This is a genomic window from Actinomadura sp. (assembly GCF_044508335.1).
Classification (GTDB): Bacteria; Actinomycetota; Actinomycetes; order Streptosporangiales; family Streptosporangiaceae; genus Spirillospora.
Genome location: NZ_JBIQHY010000002.1, coordinates 19,201 through 37,724 on the forward strand (window position 1 = coordinate 19,201; position 18,524 = coordinate 37,724).

Consider the following 18,524-nt stretch of genomic DNA (forward strand, 5'->3'; position numbering starts at 1 on the left):
GGGAGGAGGCTCAGCCTCAATCGCTCCGTGACCTACCGAACGTACATTGAGCGACACGGTGATCCCGTAGTGCAGCAATGTCGCTGATCCCAGGCACGCGGCCCGGCGGGCAAGCTCCCCCCGGCAGGCCGGTCCGCTCGCCGCCGCTCCGCGCCGACCCTGCGCGGGGCACGATCTTCGACCTCCCGGCCGTTGTACGAGCGGCGAGGGTCGCGGACCCACTCTCCCCCCGGCATGCGGCGTCACCGTCCACGGGGGCCGGTACGCCCCACCAGGGGGCAGGAAGGGACACGGCGCGATGAGCGGCGACTACGCCAGGCGGATACCGCCGCGCGCGCTGCCCGTCGCCCTGGCCGCGCTCGTCGGCGTGCTCTACGCGGCCGGTTCGCTGCTGGGCTGGGGCGGCCGGGCCTTCAACGCGTGGGCGGAGGCCGCCGCGGCGGGCGCCGCCGCGGTATCGCTGCTGCTGGCGTCCCGGCGGCCGGACGGGGTCCCGGCGGAGCCGGGCGTCCCCGGCGGGCTGTGGCGGGCGTCGCAGCGCTGGTTCGGGATCGCCGCCACGTCGTGGTTCGCCGGCGCGGTCGGCAGCGCCCTGTCGGACGGCGCAGGCCGCAGCGCCCTCTCCCTGTCGGTGCCCGACCTGTTCTACCTGGTCGCGCTGGTCGCGCTCGTCACCGGGCTGGTCGTGCCCATCAGGCTGCCCCGCGACGGCGGGACGTGGCTGCGCTACGCCGCCGACACCTACGTCTGCGCCTGCGCGCTGTTCGTGCTCGGCTGGGTCGCGCTGTTCGGCTCCCTGTACCACCGGTCGGGGGAGTCGCCCACCGAGTTCTCCCTCGAACTGCTGTACCCGCTGATCGACATCGTGTTCGTGTGCGGCGCGCTGCCGTTCGTCCTCGGCGCCGCCCGCGGGCACCGGCGGCTCGCCTGGATGGGGTACGGCGCGCTGACCGCGATCGCGGGCGCCGACATAGTGACGACGTTCGTCCGGCTGGACGGCGGCGGTCCGGGCGACGACCCGTCCGACATCCTGCGCCTCGCCGGGCTGCTGCTCCTGCTGCTGGTGCCGTGGACGGGCCCGGCCGCCGACCCGGACCTGCCCGTCGACGACATCCCCGAGGGCGTGGAGGTCGAGGGCGAGGAGTGCGGCCGCATGATCGGTCCGGGCATAGCGCCCGCCGCCGTCGCCGCCGCGGCGGCGCTGTTCATCGCCGGCCACTCCCTCACCGGGAAGAACGGCCTGGAGCCCGGCGTCTCGATCGCCGCGGGCTCGGCCGCGCTGGTCCTCATCGCGCGCCTCGCCGGGCTGCTGCGCGAGAACGACGCGCTGCGGCGGGCCGTGGAGACCGGCGAGGAGCACTTCCGGGCGCTGTCGGAGAGCATCAACGACGCGGTGCTCATCTGCGACCTCGACGCGACCGTCCAGTACGCCAGCGCGGGCGCGCTGCGCATGTACCACTACACGTCCGACGAGCTGCTCGGGCGGCCCCTGAACGATCTCGTCCACCCCGAGGACGTGCCGCACGTCCAGGCGGTGTTCACCGAGTTCCTGGACGAGCAGGCCGGCCTCGCCGGCCCCGACGACGTGCTGCGGGTGTCGTGCCGGGTCCGCGCGGCGGACGGCACCTGGCTGCCGACCGAGTCGACGATCTCGCGGTACAGCGGCTCCGACGGGACGCCCGCCCGGCTGCTGGTCACGACGCGGGACCTCAGCGAGCGGGCCGCGCTGCAGCGGCAGGTCGCGCACCTGACGTTCCACGACGGGCTGACGGGCCTGCCGAACCGGTCCTACTTCGAGGAGCGGACGCGGGAGGTGCTGTCCCGGCAGCCGTCCGGCGGCAGGGTCGCGGTCGTGTTCGTCGACCTGGACGGGTTCACCGCGGTGAACGACTCGGAGGGCCACGCGGCCGGCGACCAGGTGCTCGCGCAGGCGGCCCGGCGGCTGCGCGCGAACGTGCTGTCCGACGACACGGTGGCGCGCTGGGGCGGCGACGAGTTCGCCGTCCTCGTGCAGCTCCCGCCGGACGACGGTGAGACGCGCGCCACGGTCGAGCTCGCCGGACGGCTCCTGCGCGTCCTTTCGGCCGACCCTTACCAGGTCGGCGACAAGCACATCGTGCTGACCGCGAGTGTCGGCATAGCGTTCGCCGGGGACGAGGAGGAGCCCGCGGCCGACGCGGACGGGAGCCGCCGGATCCGCCGCACCGCCGCCGACCTGCTGCGCAACGGCGACCTGGCGATGGCCCGCGCCAAGGAGGTCGGCGGCGGGCGCGTCGAGGTGTACGCGCCGCACATGCACGCCGACGTCGTCCGGCGGCTCGAACTGGGCAGCGACCTGCAGGCGGCGCTGGCCGAGGAGCAGTTCGCGGTCGAGTTCCAGCCGGTGGTGGACCTCGCCACGTCCCGGGTGACCGGGGTGGAGGCGCTGCTGCGCTGGTGGCGCGGGAACGAGGCGGTGCCGCCGGAGGAGTTCATCGGCCCGGCGGAGGAGTCCGGCCTGATGATCCCGCTCGGCGACTGGGTGCTGCGGGAGGCGTGCCGCGAGGTCGCCCGCTGGCGCGGCGACTCCTGGGACGTGGGCGTCTCGGTGAACTTCACCGCCCGGCAGATCGCCGCGCCGCGCTTCGTGGAGTCGGTCGCGGCGGTGCTGGAGGAGACGGGGCTGCCGCCGAGCGCGCTCACGCTGGAGGTCCGCGAGGAGGTCCTCGTCGAGGACGCCGGGCAGAACGTGGCGCGGCTGTCGGAGCTGCGCGACCTCGGCGTCCGGCTGGCGATCGACGACTTCGGCACGGGGTACGCCTCGCTGGCCTACCTCGGCCAGCTGCCCGTGGACGTCATCAAGATCGACCCGTCGTTCGTGGCGGGCCTCGGCTCGGACGACACCCGGACGCTGCTCACCCGCACGATCGTCCGGCTCGGCAGCGACCTCGGGCTGACCGTGGTCGCGGAGGGCATCGAGCGGCCCGAGCAGCTGGAGCTGCTGCGGGAGATGGGCTGCCCCCGCGGCCAGGGCTTCCTCGTGGCGCGCCCGATGGCGGCCGGGCGGGTCGAGTCGCTGGTGCGGACGAACCTCGCCGGGCGCAACCGCCCGGGGGACGTCGCGCTGCCGCTGCCCGGGTGACGCACGCCACAGACGTCTCATATCCTGAGATTTACTGTCCACGGATTTGACCGTGGGCCGGACATCGGCGAAAGTAGGCCCGTGCAGAGCACTTCCACCATCCTCGTAGTACTTGGTCGGCGCGCAGGCTGACCAAGCTTCTCGTCCTGCGCGCCTCCCCTCGACCGCTTCACGGCGGCGGGGGTTTTTTGTTGCCCGGCGAGCCAAGACTCACTCCCCAAGGAACCGCAGAATCATGACGACCGAACAGATGACGGGAGCCCAGGCGCTGGTGCGCGCCCTGGAGAACGTCGGCGTCGACACCGTGTTCGGCATTCCGGGTGGCGCGATCCTCCCGGCGTACGACCCGCTGTTCGACTCCGAGAAGCTGCGCCACATCCTCGTCCGGCACGAGCAGGGCGCGGGCCACGCCGCCCAGGGCTACGCGATGGTGACCGGCAAGGTGGGCGTCTGCATGGCCACCAGCGGGCCCGGCGCGACCAACCTCGTCACGGCGATCTCCGACGCCTACATGGACTCGGTGCCGATCGTCGCGATCACCGGCCAGGTCGCGTCCTCCCTCATCGGGACGGACGGCTTCCAGGAGGCCGACATCGCCGGCATCACGATGCCGATCACCAAGCACAACTTCCTGATCACGAAGGCCGGCGACATCGCCCGCACGATCGCCGAGGCGTTCCACATCGCGAGCACCGGGCGCCCCGGCCCCGTCCTGGTCGACATCGCCAAGGACGCCCTGCAGGCCACCGTCGAGTTCGAGTGGCCCGTGCAGCTCCAGCTCCCGGGCTACCGGCCCGTCACCCGGCCGCACTCCAAGCAGGTGCGCGAGGCGGCACGGCTCATCGTCAACGCCGAGCGCCCCGTCCTGTACGTCGGCGGCGGCGTGCTCAAGGCCGGCGCGTCCGCCGAGCTGAAGGTCCTCGCCGAGCTGACCGGCGCGCCCGTCGTCACCACGCTGATGGCCAAGGGCGCGCTGCCCGACAGCCACCCGCTGCACATGGGCATGCCCGGGATGCACGGCGCCGTCGGCGCCGTCGGCGCGCTGCAGCGCTCCGACCTGCTGGTCGCCCTCGGCGCCCGGTTCGACGACCGGGTCACCGGCAAGCTGGACGGGTTCGCGCCGCACGCCAAGGTCGTGCACGCCGACATCGACCCGGCGGAGATCTCCAAGAACCGGCACGCCGACGTCCCGATCGTCGGGGACGCCCGCGAGGTCATCGCCGACCTGATCGTCGCCGTGCAGAACGAGCACGAGCAGGGCAACAAGGGCGACTACACCGACTGGTGGCGGCAGCTCAACGCCTGGCGCGAGACGTATCCGCTCGGCTACGACACGCCCGCCGACGGGTCGCTGTCCCCGCAGTACGTCATCGAGCGGATCGGGGAGATCGCCGGGCCGGACGCCTACTACGTCGCGGGCGTCGGCCAGCACCAGATGTGGGCCGCGCAGTTCATCAAGTACGAGCGGCCGGGAGCGTTCCTGAACTCCGGCGGCGCCGGGACGATGGGCTACGCGGTCCCCGCCGCGATGGGCGCCAAGGCGGGCGCGCCCGGCGCGACGGTCTGGGCGATCGACGGCGACGGCTGCTTCCAGATGACCAACCAGGAGCTGGCGACCTGCGCGCTCGAAGGCATCCCGGTCAAGGTCGCCGTCATCAACAACGGCAACCTCGGCATGGTCCGGCAGTGGCAGACGCTCTTCTACAACGAGCGCTACTCCAACACCAACCTGCACGCGGCGAAGCGGATCCCCGACTTCGTCAAGCTCGCCGAGGCGCACGGATGCGTCGGCCTGCGCTGCGAGCGGGCCGAGGACGTCGACGAGGTCATCAACAAGGCCATGGAGATCAACGACGCCCCGGTCGTGATCGACTTCGTCGTGCACGAGGACGCCATGGTCTGGCCGATGGTCGCGGCCGGCACCACCAACGACGACATCAAGATCGCGCGGGACATGGCGCCCGAGTGGGAGAACGGAGACTGAGCCCGATGAGCCTGCACACCCTCTCGGTGCTGGTGGAGAACAAGCCCGGCATCCTCGCCCGGGTCGCCTCGCTGTTCTCCCGGCGCGGCTTCAACATCGAGTCCCTCGCCGTCGGCGTGACCGAGCACCCCGACATCTCCCGCATGACGATCGTGGTGAACGTCGCCGACCTGCCGCTCGAACAGGTCACCAAGCAGCTCAACAAGCTGGTCAACGTCCTGAAGATCGTCGAGCTGGACCCCTCGGCGTCGGTCCAGCGCGAGCTGGTCCTGGTCAAGGTGCGCGCCGACGCCGAGACACGCTCGCAGGTCCTGGAGACCGTGAACCTGTTCCGTGCCAAGGTGGTGGACGTCGCGCCGGACGCGGTCACCATCGAGGCGACCGGCAACCGTGACAAGCTGGACGCGTTCATCAGGGTCCTGGAGCCGTTCGGCATCAAGGAACTGGTGCAGTCGGGCATGGTGGCCATCGGCCGCGGCGCCCGGTCCATCACCGACCGCTCGCTGCGGGCCATCGAGCGCAGCGCGTGAACCAACGGGAAACAACGAAAGGCGACAGCACTGTGGCTGAGATGTTCTATGACGACGCCGCCGACCTGAGCGTGATCCAGGGCCGGCACGTGGCGATCATCGGCTACGGCAGCCAGGGGCACGCGCACGCGCTCTCCCTGCGCGACTCCGGCGTGGACGTGCGGGTCGGGCTCCGCGAGGGGTCGGCGAGCCGGGAGAAGGCGGAGGCCGAGGGCCTGCGCGTCGTCACCCCGGCGGAGGCGGCCGAGGAGGCCGACCTCATCATGCTGCTGGCCCCGGACCACCACCACCGGGAGATCTTCGAGAAGGACATCAAGCCCGCGCTCGTCGAGGGCGACGCGCTGTTCTTCGGCCACGGCTTCAGCATCCGCTACGACCTCGTCCAGCCGCCGGAGGGCGTGGACGTGGCGATGGTCGCACCGAAGGGCCCGGGGCACCTCGTCCGCCGCCAGTTCGTCGCCGGGCGCGGCGTGCCGGTGATCGTGGCGGTGGAGAAGGACCCGTCCGGCAACGCGTGGCCGCTGGCCCTGTCGTACGCCAAGGCGATCGGCGGGCTGCGCGCGGGCGGCATCAAGACCACGTTCACCGAGGAGACCGAGACCGACCTGTTCGGCGAGCAGTCGGTGCTGTGCGGCGGCGTCTCCGAGCTGATCAAGACGGGGTTCGAGGTGCTGACCGAGGCCGGCTACCAGCCGGAGGTCGCCTACTTCGAGGTCCTGCACGAGATGAAGCTGATCGTCGACCTCATGTACGAGGGCGGCATCTCCAAGATGTACTGGTCGGTGTCCGACAACGCCGAGTACGGCGGCTACAGCCGCGGTCCGCGCGTGATCACGCCGGAGACCAAGGCCGCGATGAAGAAGATCCTCGGCGAGATCCAGTCCGGGCAGTACGCCAAGGAGCTGGTGGACGAGTTCGAGGGCGGCCAGAAGCAGTTCCAGCAGTACCGCGAGGAGCTGGCCGAGCACCCGATCGAGAAGACGGGCGCCGAGCTGCGCCCGATGATGAGCTGGCTGAACGACTGAGCCCGCTCCGCTGAGGCGCGGCGCCGCGAAGGCGCGGGGGCGGCCCGCCCCCGCGCCTTCGCGCGTCCGGGCGCCCCGCGCGTCCGGGCGCCCCGCGCGCGTCAGAGGCGGAACCGGCGCAGCAGCCTGGCCAGGGGCGAGGCGGCGCCGGGCGCCTCGGTCACGAACAGCGCCAGGTGGCCGCCCCTGGTGAAGTAGACGGCGACGTCCTTCTGCCCCGCCGCCCGCCGCTGCGGCCCGGTCCGCAGGCCCTCGGCGCGGACGGAGCCGAAGCGCGCCTCGCGGGTGACGCCGAGCGCGGTCGCCGCCACGTGCACGTCCCAGCGCCCCGGCTCCACGGCGGCGGGGTCGGCGACCGCCTCGAAACCGCGGCCGCCGTCCGGGCGGGGGCCGGCGGGGAAGCCGTGCTCCTTGCCGGACGTCCGCTCCCGCAGGACGACGTCCACGGCGGTGTGGTTCGTCTCGACGCGCTGCAGCGCGGCCACGCCGCGGATGCGCACCCTGCGCCCCTGCCAGGAGACCGCGTCGAGCCGGTGCTCCACGCCGACCTCGGCGGTGATGTCGGCGTCCTGCCTGGGGACGCCGCGCAGGTACGGGTACATCGCGTAGATCCGGCCGCCGACCACGACGGCGCCCGCCGGGCTGCCCTCCACCTCGTCCCGGATCAGCCGCTCCAGCTCCTCGCGCAGCCCGTGCTGGATGCAGAACGCCCGGAGCCGCGCGGACGCGGGCATGGCGGCGCGGGCGGCCTCGCTCAGCCCCTCCTCGCCGATGAGGCGGCGGGTGCCGTCCATGAGCCGCTCCCGCTGGGCGCGGTCGAGGCCGAGGTAGCGGTGGTCGTAGACGCGCAGCACGTCGCGCAGGACGCTGTCGAGGCTGTTCGGTGTCGGGGCGCGGTCGGGGGCGCGGTCCGAGGTGCGGTCCGAGGTGCGGTCCGTGGTCACGGGTCTCTCCTGATCGGCCGGGAACACCGGTCACGTTAAGGGTCCGGACCGTCGCGCACAGTGAAATCCCGGCGGTGTGTCCTGCCGGATGCATACTCGGTATTGCCAGGGGGATACCCGGTATGCATAGTTGGTGGGCATGTCGATCCGTCACGGCCTGCTGGCACTGCTGTCCCAGGGGCCCCGCTACGGCTACCAGCTGCGCGCCGAGTTCGAGTCCTTCACCGGCGCCACCTGGCCGCTCAACATCGGGCAGGTCTACTCCACGCTCTCCAGGCTCGAACGCGACGACCTCGTCACCCGCGTCGGCGCCGACGACGAGGGCCGCTTCGTCTACCGGATCACCCCGGCGGGCGAGGAGGACGTCCGGCGGTGGTTCGCCACGCCGATCGTCCGGAGCGACCGGCCCCGCGACGAACTGGCGATCAAGCTGGCGATGGCCGTCACCGCCCCCGGCGTGGACGTCGCCCAGGTCGTCCAGGCGCAGCGCACCGCCACGCTGCGCACCCTGCAGGACCTCACCCGGCTCAAGGCCGACGCGCCCGCCGTCCCCGCCGACCAGGGCGACCGCGCCTGGCGGCTGGTCCTGGAATCCATGATCTTCCAGGCGGAGGCCGAGGTGCGCTGGCTGGACCACTGCGAGACCTACGTCGTCGGCGCCGAGCCGCCCGACCCCTCCGCGCCCGCCGGGGCTCCCGCGAGCACCGACGAGCAGGCGCGGCGGTGAACGTCCTCTCGCTGCGGGACGTGTCCCGCGACCGCGGGAGCGGCGCGGGTACCGGGAAACGCGCGGTCACGGATGGCGCTCGCGCGGGCGAAACGCGCGGGCGAAACGCGCGGGACGGAACTCAGCCGCGCGCCGGGCGGGTGGTAGCGTCCGGCGCGTGGCCGAGGTCGTCGTGGCGCAGGGGCCCGCCCGCGAGGTTCCCGCAGGCGCCGGGGGAGGCACCCGGCGCCGCCGCCTGCTGCCGGCCGCGCTCACCGCGGCCGCCGCGCTGCTCTACGCCGCGTACTCGCTGATGCGGCTGCACGCGTTCCGGACCGGCAGCTACGACCTCGTGATCTTCGATCAGGCGGTCCGCTCCTACAGCCGCTTCGACCTCCCGGTCGCGATGGTGAAGGGCGTCCACAACGGCTTCGGGCCCGGCTTCTCCGTCCTCGGCGACCACTTCTCGCCGATCCTGGCGCTGCTGGCGCCGCTCTACTGGATCCACGCCGGCCCGGAGACGCTGCTCGTCGCGCAGGCCGTGCTGTTCGCGCTCGCGATCCGGCCGATCTGGCGGTACACCGAGCGCAGGCTCGGCCCCGGCGCCGCCTACTGCGCGGCCGGCGCGTACGCGCTGTCCTGGCCGATCGCCGAGGCGCTCGCGTTCGACTTCCACGAGGTCGCGTTCGTCCCGCTGCTGTCGGCGCTCCTCGTGGAGCGGTACGACGCGGGGCGGCGCGTCCAGGCGGCCGCGGCGGCGGCCGCGCTGCTGCTGGTCAAGGAGGACATGGGCCTCCTGCTCGCGGGCTTCGGCCTCTACCTGCTCACCCGCCCCGACGAGCGGGACGGCGAGCGGCGCCGCCTGCGCGACCTCCTGCCGCGCGGCGACCGGCGGGCCGGGCTCGCCTACGCCGCGGTCGGGCTGGTCGCCGCCTGGGTCGGCTCCCGCGTGCTCATCGCCGCGTTCGGCGGCGACAACGACTACTACTGGGCGTACGGCGCGCTCGGCCCGGACGTGCCGCACGCCGCCGTCCACGCCCTCACCCGGCCGTGGGACGTCGCGGCCGTGCTCGTCGACCCGCCGCAGAAGGTCGTGACGATGGCGCTGCTCGTCCTGCCGCTGCTCCTGCTGCCGCTGGCGTCCCCGCTGACCCTCACCGCCGTGCCGCTGCTGGCCGAGCGGATGCTCGCGAGCCGGTTCGGCAACTGGTGGGAGCCGCACTACCACTACAACGCGTTCGTCATCGCCGTGCTCGTCCTCGCGGCGGCGGACGGCGCCGCGCGGCTGCGCGGGCGGCCGCGGCCGGCGCGCCGGTTCCCGCCCGTCCTGCCGATGGCCGGGGTGCTGGCCGCCACGCTCGCCTGCGTGCCGTTCTTCGCGTACCGGCACCTGGCCGACCCGGCGCTGTGGCGGCAGAACGAGCGGGCCCGCGCGGCGTCGGCGGCCGCGGCGGTGATCCCCGACGGGGCGCTCGTCGAGGCGGCCAACGGCGTCGGGCCCGCGCTGACGTCCCGCGCCCGCGTCCTGCTGTGGGACGAGCGGCCGCGCGGCGCGCCCTGGGTGGTCGCCTGCGTCGGGCGGCTGGAGTTCCCGTTCGGGTCGGTCGCCGAGCAGCGGCGCCGGGTCGCCGGCCTGGAGGCCGCCGGGTACCGGCAGGTCTTCCGCCGGGACGGGTACATCGTGCTGCACCGGGACGTCCCCGACCCGTGGTGAGGACGCGCCGGGATCGCCGGACGCATTGTCCAGTGACTGATGGACGACAACGCGGTCAGAATGCCGGTGAAGGTACCGTTCGGATAAATATGCCTATCGTTTTCGGGTACGTTGCCTGATACTTGAAGAAAGCCGTGACGGCCGCGGCCCGTGCGGGTCGAACCTGCACGAACACCCTGTGACCGCTGCCGTGGCGGGTCTTGGGGCAGTGTGCATGAGTTGGGCGAGGCTGATCGAGGACGACGGAAGGTCACCGGCCGGGGACGGCGCGGAATTCCCTTCCGGTGCGGCATTGCCGCGGGCAGGTAAATCTCTGAATTACGGTGCGGAGTCATGACATGCCGGCGCAAGGGGACAAGGACGTCCGGCGCTGGGAGACGTGCGGGCAGGCGTGGATCGGCGTGCTCCGGCACGTGTGGGCGGCCGGCGAGGCGGGGCTGGAGGACGGCGGGCCCATCATCGAGGGGCCCCCGCTGGTGTTCGAGATCAACTCGCTGAGCTGGGAGGACCCCCTCCTCCACGAGCACGGCGACCGGGCGCGGCTGGTCCGGCGGGCCCAGGAGCGCACCCGGCGGGTCGTCCGCGGGCGGTACTGGCCGCGGCTGCACGACCTCGGCGGGCACGACCAGATCCGCTGGGTGGTGGACCTGCTGCGGGCCAGGCCGTGGACCACGAGCGCGTGGATCTCGCTGACGATCCCGGGCGAGCCGGCGGACGGGCTGCCCGCCCTCACCGCGCTGTCGTTCCGCATCCGCGGCTACCGGCTGATCATGACGGCGATGTTCCGGTCGCAGAACGTCCACCGGGGCTACCTGATGTACATCCCGCTGCGGGAGGTGCAGCTGGGCGTCGCCGAGGAGCTGGGGCTGCCCGCCGGGCCGCTGCGGGTGTTCGTGGACGTCCCGCACATCCACCTCGCCGACGCCGAGCGGGTGGCCACCGTGCTCGCCGCCGTGCCGGAACCGAACGCGGCCTGACATACGGGGCGCATCCGGCCGGAGCGGTAGTTACCGGTGAGTCTCTCCCTGCCGCGAACCGCCGCGGCCGGCGGGTTATAGACTCGGCTGCCGGGGGCGAGGGCCACGACGAGGTGACTCGCGACTTCACCTGCACGCAGCACACACCACTCTCACATTCCGAAGGACTGTTTTCCCTTGAGCAAGCCCGTCGTCCTCGTCGCTGAAGAACTCTCGCCCGCCGGCATCGCCGTGCTGGAGAACGACTTCGACGTCCGGCACGCCGACGGCAGCGACCGCGAGCAGCTGCTCCCGGCCGTCGCCGACGTCGACGCGCTGATCGTGCGGAGCGCCACCAAGGTCACCGCCGAGGTCTTCCAGCACGCCAAGAAGCTGCGGGTCGTGGCCCGCGCCGGCGTCGGCCTCGACAACGTCGACGTGGAGGCCGCCACCAAGGCCGGCGTCATGGTGGTCAACGCGCCCACGTCCAACATCGTCACCGCCGCCGAGCACGCGATCGCGCTGCTCCTCGCCACCGCGCGCAACGTGCCGCAGGGCCACGCCGCGCTCAAGCGGGGCGAGTGGAAGCGCTCGAAGTACACCGGCGTCGAGCTGCAGGGCAAGACCGTCGGCGTGCTCGGCCTCGGCCGCATCGGCGTGCTCGTCGCGCAGCGCCTCGCCGCCTTCGACATGAACGTGATCGCCTACGACCCGTACGTGCAGGCGGCCCGCGCCGCGCAGCTCGGCGTGAAGCTCGTCACGCTGGAGGAGCTGCTCCGCGAGAGCGACTTCATCACCGTCCACCTGCCGAAGACGCCCGAGACCCTCGGCCTCATCGGCGACCGCGAGCTGCAGCAGGTCAAGCCGTCCGTGCGGATCGTCAACGCCGCCCGCGGCGGGATCGTCGACGAGGAGGCCCTCGACCTCGCGATCAAGGACGGCCGGGTCGCCGGCGCCGGCATCGACGTGTTCAGCACCGAGCCGTGCACCGAGAGCCCGCTGTTCCACCACGACAACGTCGTCGTCACCCCGCACCTCGGCGCCAGCACCCACGAGGCGCAGGAGAAGGCGGGCACCCAGGTCGCCCGCTCGGTGAAGCTGGCCCTGTCCGGCGAGTTCGTGCCGGACGCCGTCAACGTCCAGGGCGGCGCCGTCGCCGAGGACGTCAAGCCCGGCCTGCCGCTCGCCGAGAAGCTCGGCCGCATCTTCACCGCCCTCGCCGGCGGCGTCCCCGTCCGCCTCGACGTCGTCGTCCGCGGGGAGATCGCCGAGCACGACGTGAAGGTCCTCGAACTCGCCGCGCTCAAGGGCGTCTTCGTGGACGTCATCGAGGAGGCCGTGACGTTCGTCAACGCCCCCCTCCTCGCCCGCGACCGCGGCGTCGAGGTCACCCTCACCACCTCCGAGGACAGCCCCGACTGGCGCAACGTCGTGCAGGTCCGCGGCACCATGGCCGACGGCGAGGTCGTCTCGGTCTCCGGCACGCTCACCGGCCCCAAGCACGCCGAGCGGATCATCGAGATCAACGGCTACAACATGGAGCTCGTCCCGACCGAGCACATGGCGTTCTTCTCCTACGTCGACCGCCCCGGCATCGTCGGCGCCGTCGGCAAGCTGCTCGGCGACGAGCAGGTCAACATCGCCGGCATGCAGGTCGGCCGGGACGTCAAGGGCGGCAAGGCGCTGATCGCGCTCACCGTCGACTCGGCCATCTCCCCGCAGCTCGTCGACGCCATCACCCGGGAGGTCGGCGCCGACATGGGCCGCCGCGTCGACCTCGACGGCTGACCCCGCGGGCTGAGACCCCTTCCGTCACGGGCGGGCGCGCTTCCGGTGCGCCCGCCCGTGACGTACGCCACCCCAAACCTGTCTCAAATGACGAGATACCCGGCCACGGGTCGGGACAACCCCGCCGGACCGGGGGTAATCTCGCAGGTAGTCATGCGGCGCTTCGTGGTAATCCTTCGCTGCCGCAGCGGGGCCTGATCATCGGCAGGCCGGCACCCGCTGCGGAGGCTCTGCCTGGCCGTGAGTCCGATGTCCAGCCGGATCGCGCGAACAACGCCCGTCCGGCCGCCCTCTCGCCACAGCTCAGCGAATCTGGAGCATTCCCATGAACGAGACCTGGACCAACGCGCCCGCGGACGACGCCGAAGAGGAAGCCGCCCGCGCCCTGCAGACCGCCCTGGACCGGCGCGCCGACTAGCCGTCCGCCCCGCGATCGGGTTCTCGCAGGCCCGAACCCGCCTCCGGACGCGATCGCGACGATCGAGGTGGTCGTGCGGCCGGGCCGGCGGCTGGCGTCGTCGCGCCGGCCCGGCCGCGCTCGCCGCTCAGCGCCCTGTCGGGCATGTGACACTGAGGCTTATGCCGGTCGACGTCACCCCTGCCGAGGTCGCGGGGGTGCTGCGGGACCTCGCCCGGCTCGGGCCGTACTTCGAGATCATCACCGCGGGGCTCGACGGGCCCGAGTGGCGGCCGTTCGGCGGCGACACCACGCGGTTGCGCGCGCTGACAGGGGATTACGCAGAGCGGCTCGGGACGGGGGAGCGGCGGGTCGCGGCCTCCCTGGTGTTCCAAGGGCTCGCGGCGCGGCTGTGGTCGCCCGTCGTCGCCGCGGCGGCGGTCGGCATCGTCCCCGACGTGAGCGGGTTGCGGTGGCGGTGGGCGCCGGGCGAGCCGATCGCGCTGGGGCTCGCGGAGCCCGGTGGACGGCGGGTCGAAGGCGCCGCCGAGGCCGCCGGGCTCGTGCACCCCATGGTGGTGGACGGGCATCTCCGGCCCCTGCAAGAGACCATGGCCGGCTTCGTGAACCTCGCGGACGGTCTCGTCTGGGGCAACGCGGCCTCCGCGCTGGCCGGCAGCCTGAACGTGGGGCCGGCCGACCCCGCGCGGGCCGCGCTGGTGCGGGCGCTGCTGGCGCGGGAGCCGCTGGCCGGGACGGGGGAGTTCGGGCCGGACGGGTTCGTCCGGAAGAGCTGCTGCCTGTACTACCGGGTGCCCGGAGGCGGGATGTGCGGGGATTGCGGACTCTTGCCCGGATCGTGAGACGAGAGCCCACGCACTGAGACGTTTGCAGTAGAGTGCGCGCATGGCTTCGCGCAGCATTCGTCTGGCCGTCATCCCCGGCGACGGGATCGGCCCCGAGGTGGTCGCCGAGGGCCTCAAGGTCCTCGACGCCGTGTCCGGCGACTTCACGTTCGAGCAGACCACCTACGACCTCGGCGCCGCGCGCTGGCACCGGACGGGGGAGACGCTGCCCGACTCGGTGCTGGCCGAGCTGCGCGAGCAGGAGGTCATCCTGCTCGGCGCGGTCGGCGACCCCAGCGTGCCCAGCGGGACGCTGGAGCGCGGGCTGCTGCTGCGCGCCCGGTTCGAGCTCGACCACTACGTCAACCTGCGGCCGGTGAAGCTGTTCCCAGGCGTCGAGACGCCGCTGGCCGGCGTGACCGCCGATGACATCGACATGGTGGTCGTCCGGGAGGGGACGGAAGGGCCGTACACGGGCGTCGGGGGCGTGCTGCGCAAGGGCACGCCGCACGAGGTCGCCACGCAGGAGAGCGTGAACACCGCGTACGGGGTCGAGAGGGTCGTCCGGTACGCGTTCGAGGTCGCGGCGTCCCGCCCGCGCCGGAAGCTCACGCTGGTCCACAAGGACAACGTCCTGACGTTCGCCGGCGACCTCTACCAGCGGGTCCTCAAGCGGGTCGGCGAGGAGTACCCGCAGGTCGCCACGGACTACGTCCACGTCGACGCGGCCACCATGTTCTTCGTCAACCAGCCGCAGCGGTTCGACGTGGTCGTCACCGACAACCTGTTCGGCGACATCATCACCGACATCGGCGCCGCCATCGCGGGCGGGATCGGGCTCGCCGCGTCCGGCAACGTCAACCCCGACCGCACCGCCCCGTCGATGTTCGAGCCGGTGCACGGCAGCGCGCCCGACATCGCCGGGCAGGGCAAGGCCGACCCGACCGCCACGATCCTGTCCGTCGCGATGCTGCTCGACCACGTCGGCGAGGGCGACGCCGCCCGCCGCGTCGAGCAGGCCGTCTCGGACGACCTGGCGGAGCGCGCCGGGCTCGGCGCCCGTTCCACGTCCCAGATCGGCGACGCGATCGCCAAGCGAGTATCCGGATAGGGCACGCCGCCTGTCCGGCCGGACCGGGCGTGCCCCCGCGGCGCGCCCGGTCTTCCGTATGCGCCGCGTGGAGGAGCAGGACTAGACGAAGTACGACAATAGGGACTAAGGAAGCCACAGCGGCGATGGGGCCGCCCGGCGATCCGCGAGAGGACGAACCGCGATGAGCGACACCCTGGAGTTCGAGATCACGCGCACCGAGCGGCCCGCGAGCGCCGACGAACGCGCGGCGATCCTGGCCGACCCCGGCTTCGGCCGGCACTTCACCGATCACATGATCACGATCAGGTACTCGGCGGAGCGCGGCTGGCACGACGCGAAACTCGAACCGTACGGGCCGATCCCGATGGACCCTGCCTCGCAGGTGTTCCACTACGCCCAGGAGCTCTTCGAGGGTCTCAAGGCCTACAAGCAGCCGGACGGGTCGATCGTCACCTTCCGCCCGTACATGAACGCGGCCCGGATGAACCGGTCGGCGAAGCGGATGGCGATGCCGGAGATCCCCGAGCAGCTGTTCGTGGACGCGATCGAACTGCTCGTCCGGACGGACAAGGACTGGGTCCCCGACGCCGAGGGCCACAGCCTCTACCTGCGCCCGTTCATGTTCGCCACGACCCGCGCCCTCGGCGTCAACAGCCCGGCGAACGAGTTCCTGTTCATGGTCATCGCGTCGCCGTCCGGGCTGTACTACCCGCGCGGCATCAAGCCGGTCACGGTCTGGCTGTCGCAGGACTACACCCGCGCGGCGCCCGGCGGCACCGGCGAGGCCAAGTTCGGCGGCAACTACGCGGCCTCGTTCGCCGGGCAGGCCGAGGCCGTCGCGCAGGGCTGCGACCAGGTCGTCTGGCTCGACGCGGTGGAGCACCGCTGGGTCGAGGAGGTCGGCTCGATGAACCTGATGTTCGTCTACGGGTCCGGCTCCCAGGCTCGGCTGCTCACGCCCGCGCTCACCGGGACGCTGCTCGCCGGCGTCACCCGCGACTCGATGCTGAAGCTGGCCCCGGACCTCGGCATCCCCGCCGAGGAGGGCAAGATCAGCATCGACGAGTGGCAGGAGGGCTGCGCGTCCGGCGAGATCACCGAGGTGTTCGGCTGCGGCACCGCCGCGATCATCAGCCCGGTCGGCCGGGTCAAGGGCCGGGACCGGGAGTGGACGATCGGGGACGGCGAGCCCGGCGAGATCTCGATGCGGCTCCGCGAGGAGCTGGTCGGCATTCAGTACGGCACCCGTTCCGACCCCTACGGCTGGGTCCACAAAATCATCTGACCTGCGGGTTCGCGAGCTCCGGCGCACCGTGCGCCGGGGCCGTCCCGTCTCAGGATCTGAGACGGATGTCCCAGGCGCGCGAAGCGTGTGGCAGACTGAGAGCATCATGCGCAACAGCCTCGTCATTATCGGCTGGCGCGCCGGCAGCTAACGGGACAACGCCGGCGCGCAGACCTCTCACGTCCGTGAGAGGTTTTTTTGTGCCCTGGCGCCACCCTCTGGGGGTTCTCACCAATGCAACGCGACGCGTTCCACGTCTACGACACCACCCTGCGCGACGGGGCGCAGCAGGAGGGGCTCAACCTCTCCGTGCCCGACAAGCTCGCGATCGCGCGGCATCTCGACGACCTCGGCGTCGGCTTCATCGAGGGAGGCTGGCCGGGCGCCAACCCCAAGGACACCGAGTTCTTCAGGCGGGCTCGAACCGAGCTCGACCTGAGGCACGCGCAGCTCACCGCGTTCGGCGCGACCCGCCGGGCCGGGGTGAAGGCGGCCGACGACCCCCAGGTCGCCGCCCTGCGCGAATCCGGCGCGTCCGTCGTGACCCTGGTCGCCAAGAGCCACGACAGGCACGTCGAGCTGGCCCTCCGCACCACCCTGGAGGAGAACCTCGCGATGATCCGCGACACGGTCTCCCACCTGCGTGCGGAGGGCCAACGGGTCTTCCTGGACGCGGAGCACTTCTTCGACGGCTACAAGGCCAACCGCGCCTACGCGCTGGAGGCCGTCCGCACCGCCGCCGAGGCGGGCGCGGACGTCGTCGCGCTCTGCGACACCAACGGCGGCATGCTGCCGGACGAGCTGGCCGAGGTCGTCCACGAGGTCGTCGGGTACGGGGTCCGGGTCGGCATCCACTGCCACGACGACTCCGGCTGCGCGGTCGCGAACACGCTCGCCGCGGTGAAGGCCGGCGCCACGCACGTGCAGGGCTGCGCGAACGGGTACGGGGAGCGCAGCGGCAACGCCAACCTGTTCACCGTCGTCGGTAACCTGCAGCTCAAGCGGGGCATGAGCCTCGTGTCGGACGCGCAGCTCGCCGAGATGACCCGGATCGCGCACGCCGTGTCGGAGGTCACCAACATCGCTCCCGGCTCGCAGCAGCCGTACGTGGGCGTGTCCGCGTTCGCGCACAAGGCGGGGCTGCACGCGTCCGCGGTCAAGGTCGACCCAGACCTGTACCAGCACATCGACCCCGCCGCCGTCGGCAACGACATGCGGATGCTGGTGTCGAGCATGGCCGGGCGCGCGTCGGTCGAGCTGAAGGGCCGCGAGCTGGGCTACGACCTGTCCGGCGAGAAGGCCAAGGCCGTCGTCGCCAGGGTCAAGGAGCTGGAGAACACCGGCTACACCTTCGAGGCCGCCGACGCCTCGTTCGAGCTGCTGCTGCGCGAGGAGCTGACCGGCGTCCGGCAGCGGCACTTCGAGGTCGAGTCGTGGCGGTCGATCGTGGAGCGCCGCCCGGACGGCTCCATGGTCAGCGAGGCGACCGTCAAGCTGCACGCCAAGGGCGAGCGGATCATCGCGACCGGCGAGGGCAACGGCCCCGTCAACGCCCTCGACAACGCGCTGCGCATCGCGCTCGGTCGGCTCTACCCGGAGCTGGCGCGGCTGGAGCTGGTCGACTACAAGGTCCGCATCCTGGAGGGGGCGCACGGCACGGACGCGCGGACACGGGTGCTGATCGAGTCCGGCGACGGCGAGCGCGAGTGGGGCACCGTCGGCGTCGAGGACAACGTCATCGCCGCGTCCTGGCAGGCCCTGGAGGAGGCCGTCACGTACTGCCTGCTCCGCGCCGGCTACGACGCGGGCTGACCGGGAATCTCTCGCGCCCGCTGGGCATTTACCCGGGCATGAGCACCGAGATCACCGACAACGCCGAGAAGAGCCGCTACGAGATCAGGGTGGACGGCGACCTGGCCGGCTTCGTCGAATACGAGCGGGAGGGCGACGCCGTCGTCCTCATCCATACGGAGGTCGACCCGGCGTTCGAGGGGAAGGGCGTGGGGAGTTCGCTGGCCCGCGGCACGCTGGACGACATCCGCGGCAAGGGCGGCTCGGTCGTCCCCGTGTGCCCGTTCATCAAGAAGTGGATCGGCAAGCACCCCGATTACCAGGATCTGGTCGCGGAGTCCTGAC

At 72.3% G+C, this 18,524-nt stretch carries 14 protein-coding genes; 13 read left to right on the plus strand and 1 reads right to left on the minus strand.

Annotated elements, in window-relative coordinates; translation table 11 throughout:
* Positions 1–298 precede the first annotated feature (298 nt).
* The 4 genes from ACIWVC_RS01055 to ilvC all read left to right on the plus strand — a co-directional run bounded on the left by ACIWVC_RS01055 (position 299) and on the right by ilvC (position 6,660).
* Positions 299–3,121 (plus strand): putative bifunctional diguanylate cyclase/phosphodiesterase, encoded by a 2,823-nt coding sequence (locus ACIWVC_RS01055; protein ID WP_396449272.1) that lies wholly within the window; start codon positions 299–301, stop codon positions 3,119–3,121.
* A gap of 112 nt (positions 3,122–3,233) precedes the next feature.
* Positions 3,234–5,105 (plus strand): acetolactate synthase large subunit, encoded by a 1,872-nt coding sequence (locus tag ACIWVC_RS01060; protein ID WP_396449271.1) that lies wholly within the window; start codon positions 3,234–3,236, stop codon positions 5,103–5,105.
* A 5-nt stretch (positions 5,106–5,110) separates the two neighbouring features.
* Entirely contained in the window at positions 5,111–5,635 is a 525-nt protein-coding gene (gene ilvN / locus ACIWVC_RS01065) for an acetolactate synthase small subunit (RefSeq protein WP_396449270.1), read from the plus strand.
* A gap of 32 nt (positions 5,636–5,667) precedes the next feature.
* Positions 5,668–6,660 (plus strand): ketol-acid reductoisomerase, encoded by a 993-nt coding sequence (gene ilvC / locus ACIWVC_RS01070; RefSeq protein ID WP_396449269.1) that lies wholly within the window; start codon positions 5,668–5,670, stop codon positions 6,658–6,660.
* A 101-nt stretch (positions 6,661–6,761) separates the two neighbouring features.
* Here ilvC and ACIWVC_RS01075 read toward each other — a convergent pair whose 3' ends face one another.
* Positions 6,762–7,604 (minus strand): hypothetical protein, encoded by an 843-nt coding sequence (locus ACIWVC_RS01075; RefSeq protein ID WP_396449268.1) that lies wholly within the window; start codon positions 7,602–7,604, stop codon positions 6,762–6,764.
* Positions 7,605–7,743: 139 nt separating this feature from the next.
* Between ACIWVC_RS01075 and ACIWVC_RS01080 the strand changes: the two genes are divergently transcribed.
* From ACIWVC_RS01080 to ACIWVC_RS01120, 9 genes are all read left to right on the plus strand, one after another.
* Positions 7,744–8,331 (plus strand): PadR family transcriptional regulator, encoded by a 588-nt coding sequence (locus ACIWVC_RS01080; protein WP_396449267.1) that lies wholly within the window; start codon positions 7,744–7,746, stop codon positions 8,329–8,331.
* A gap of 157 nt (positions 8,332–8,488) precedes the next feature.
* Positions 8,489–10,024 carry a DUF2079 domain-containing protein gene (locus ACIWVC_RS01085; RefSeq protein WP_396449266.1) on the plus strand — a complete coding sequence of 512 codons (1,536 nt, stop codon included), beginning with the start codon at positions 8,489–8,491 and terminating at the stop codon, positions 10,022–10,024.
* A gap of 338 nt (positions 10,025–10,362) precedes the next feature.
* Positions 10,363–11,001 (plus strand): hypothetical protein, encoded by a 639-nt coding sequence (locus ACIWVC_RS01090; RefSeq protein ID WP_396449265.1) that lies wholly within the window; start codon positions 10,363–10,365, stop codon positions 10,999–11,001.
* A 177-nt stretch (positions 11,002–11,178) separates the two neighbouring features.
* The gene (gene serA, locus ACIWVC_RS01095) at positions 11,179–12,768 is read left to right on the plus strand and encodes a phosphoglycerate dehydrogenase (RefSeq protein ID WP_396449264.1); all 1,590 of its coding nucleotides are present in this window, start codon (positions 11,179–11,181) and stop codon (positions 12,766–12,768) included.
* A gap of 579 nt (positions 12,769–13,347) precedes the next feature.
* Entirely contained in the window at positions 13,348–14,028 is a 681-nt protein-coding gene (locus ACIWVC_RS01100; RefSeq protein ID WP_396449263.1) for a (2Fe-2S)-binding protein, read from the plus strand.
* Between the two features lie 43 nt (positions 14,029–14,071).
* Positions 14,072–15,121 (plus strand): 3-isopropylmalate dehydrogenase, encoded by a 1,050-nt coding sequence (locus ACIWVC_RS01105; RefSeq protein WP_396449262.1) that lies wholly within the window; start codon positions 14,072–14,074, stop codon positions 15,119–15,121.
* A 163-nt stretch (positions 15,122–15,284) separates the two neighbouring features.
* Positions 15,285–16,388, plus strand: coding sequence for a branched-chain amino acid aminotransferase (locus tag ACIWVC_RS01110; RefSeq protein ID WP_396449261.1), 1,104 nt, complete (start codon positions 15,285–15,287; stop codon positions 16,386–16,388).
* A gap of 234 nt (positions 16,389–16,622) precedes the next feature.
* Complete coding sequence (gene cimA, locus ACIWVC_RS01115) at positions 16,623–18,200, plus strand: citramalate synthase (RefSeq protein ID WP_396449260.1); 1,578 nt, start codon at positions 16,623–16,625, stop codon at positions 18,198–18,200.
* 38 nt (positions 18,201–18,238) lie between these two features.
* The gene (locus ACIWVC_RS01120; RefSeq protein WP_396449259.1) at positions 18,239–18,523 is read left to right on the plus strand and encodes a GNAT family N-acetyltransferase; all 285 of its coding nucleotides are present in this window, start codon (positions 18,239–18,241) and stop codon (positions 18,521–18,523) included.
* Position 18,524 lies beyond the last annotated feature (1 nt).

Bases quoted from the DNA above. Each gene is read 5' to 3' on its own strand.
- ACIWVC_RS01055 (WP_396449272.1), top strand. From the start codon at position 299: ATGAGCGGCGACTACGCCAGGCGGATACCGCCGCGCGCGCTGCCCGTC.
- ilvN (WP_396449270.1), top strand. From the start codon at position 5,111: ATGAGCCTGCACACCCTCTCGGTGCTGGTGGAGAACAAGCCCGGCATC.
- ACIWVC_RS01080 (WP_396449267.1), top strand. From the start codon at position 7,744: ATGTCGATCCGTCACGGCCTGCTGGCACTGCTGTCCCAGGGGCCCCGC.
- ACIWVC_RS01090 (WP_396449265.1), top strand. From the start codon at position 10,363: ATGCCGGCGCAAGGGGACAAGGACGTCCGGCGCTGGGAGACGTGCGGG.
- ACIWVC_RS01100 (WP_396449263.1), top strand. From the start codon at position 13,348: ATGCCGGTCGACGTCACCCCTGCCGAGGTCGCGGGGGTGCTGCGGGAC.
- ACIWVC_RS01105 (WP_396449262.1), top strand. From the start codon at position 14,072: ATGGCTTCGCGCAGCATTCGTCTGGCCGTCATCCCCGGCGACGGGATC.
- ACIWVC_RS01110 (WP_396449261.1), top strand. From the start codon at position 15,285: ATGAGCGACACCCTGGAGTTCGAGATCACGCGCACCGAGCGGCCCGCG.
- cimA (WP_396449260.1), top strand. From the start codon at position 16,623: ATGCAACGCGACGCGTTCCACGTCTACGACACCACCCTGCGCGACGGG.
- ACIWVC_RS01120 (WP_396449259.1), top strand. From the start codon at position 18,239: ATGAGCACCGAGATCACCGACAACGCCGAGAAGAGCCGCTACGAGATC.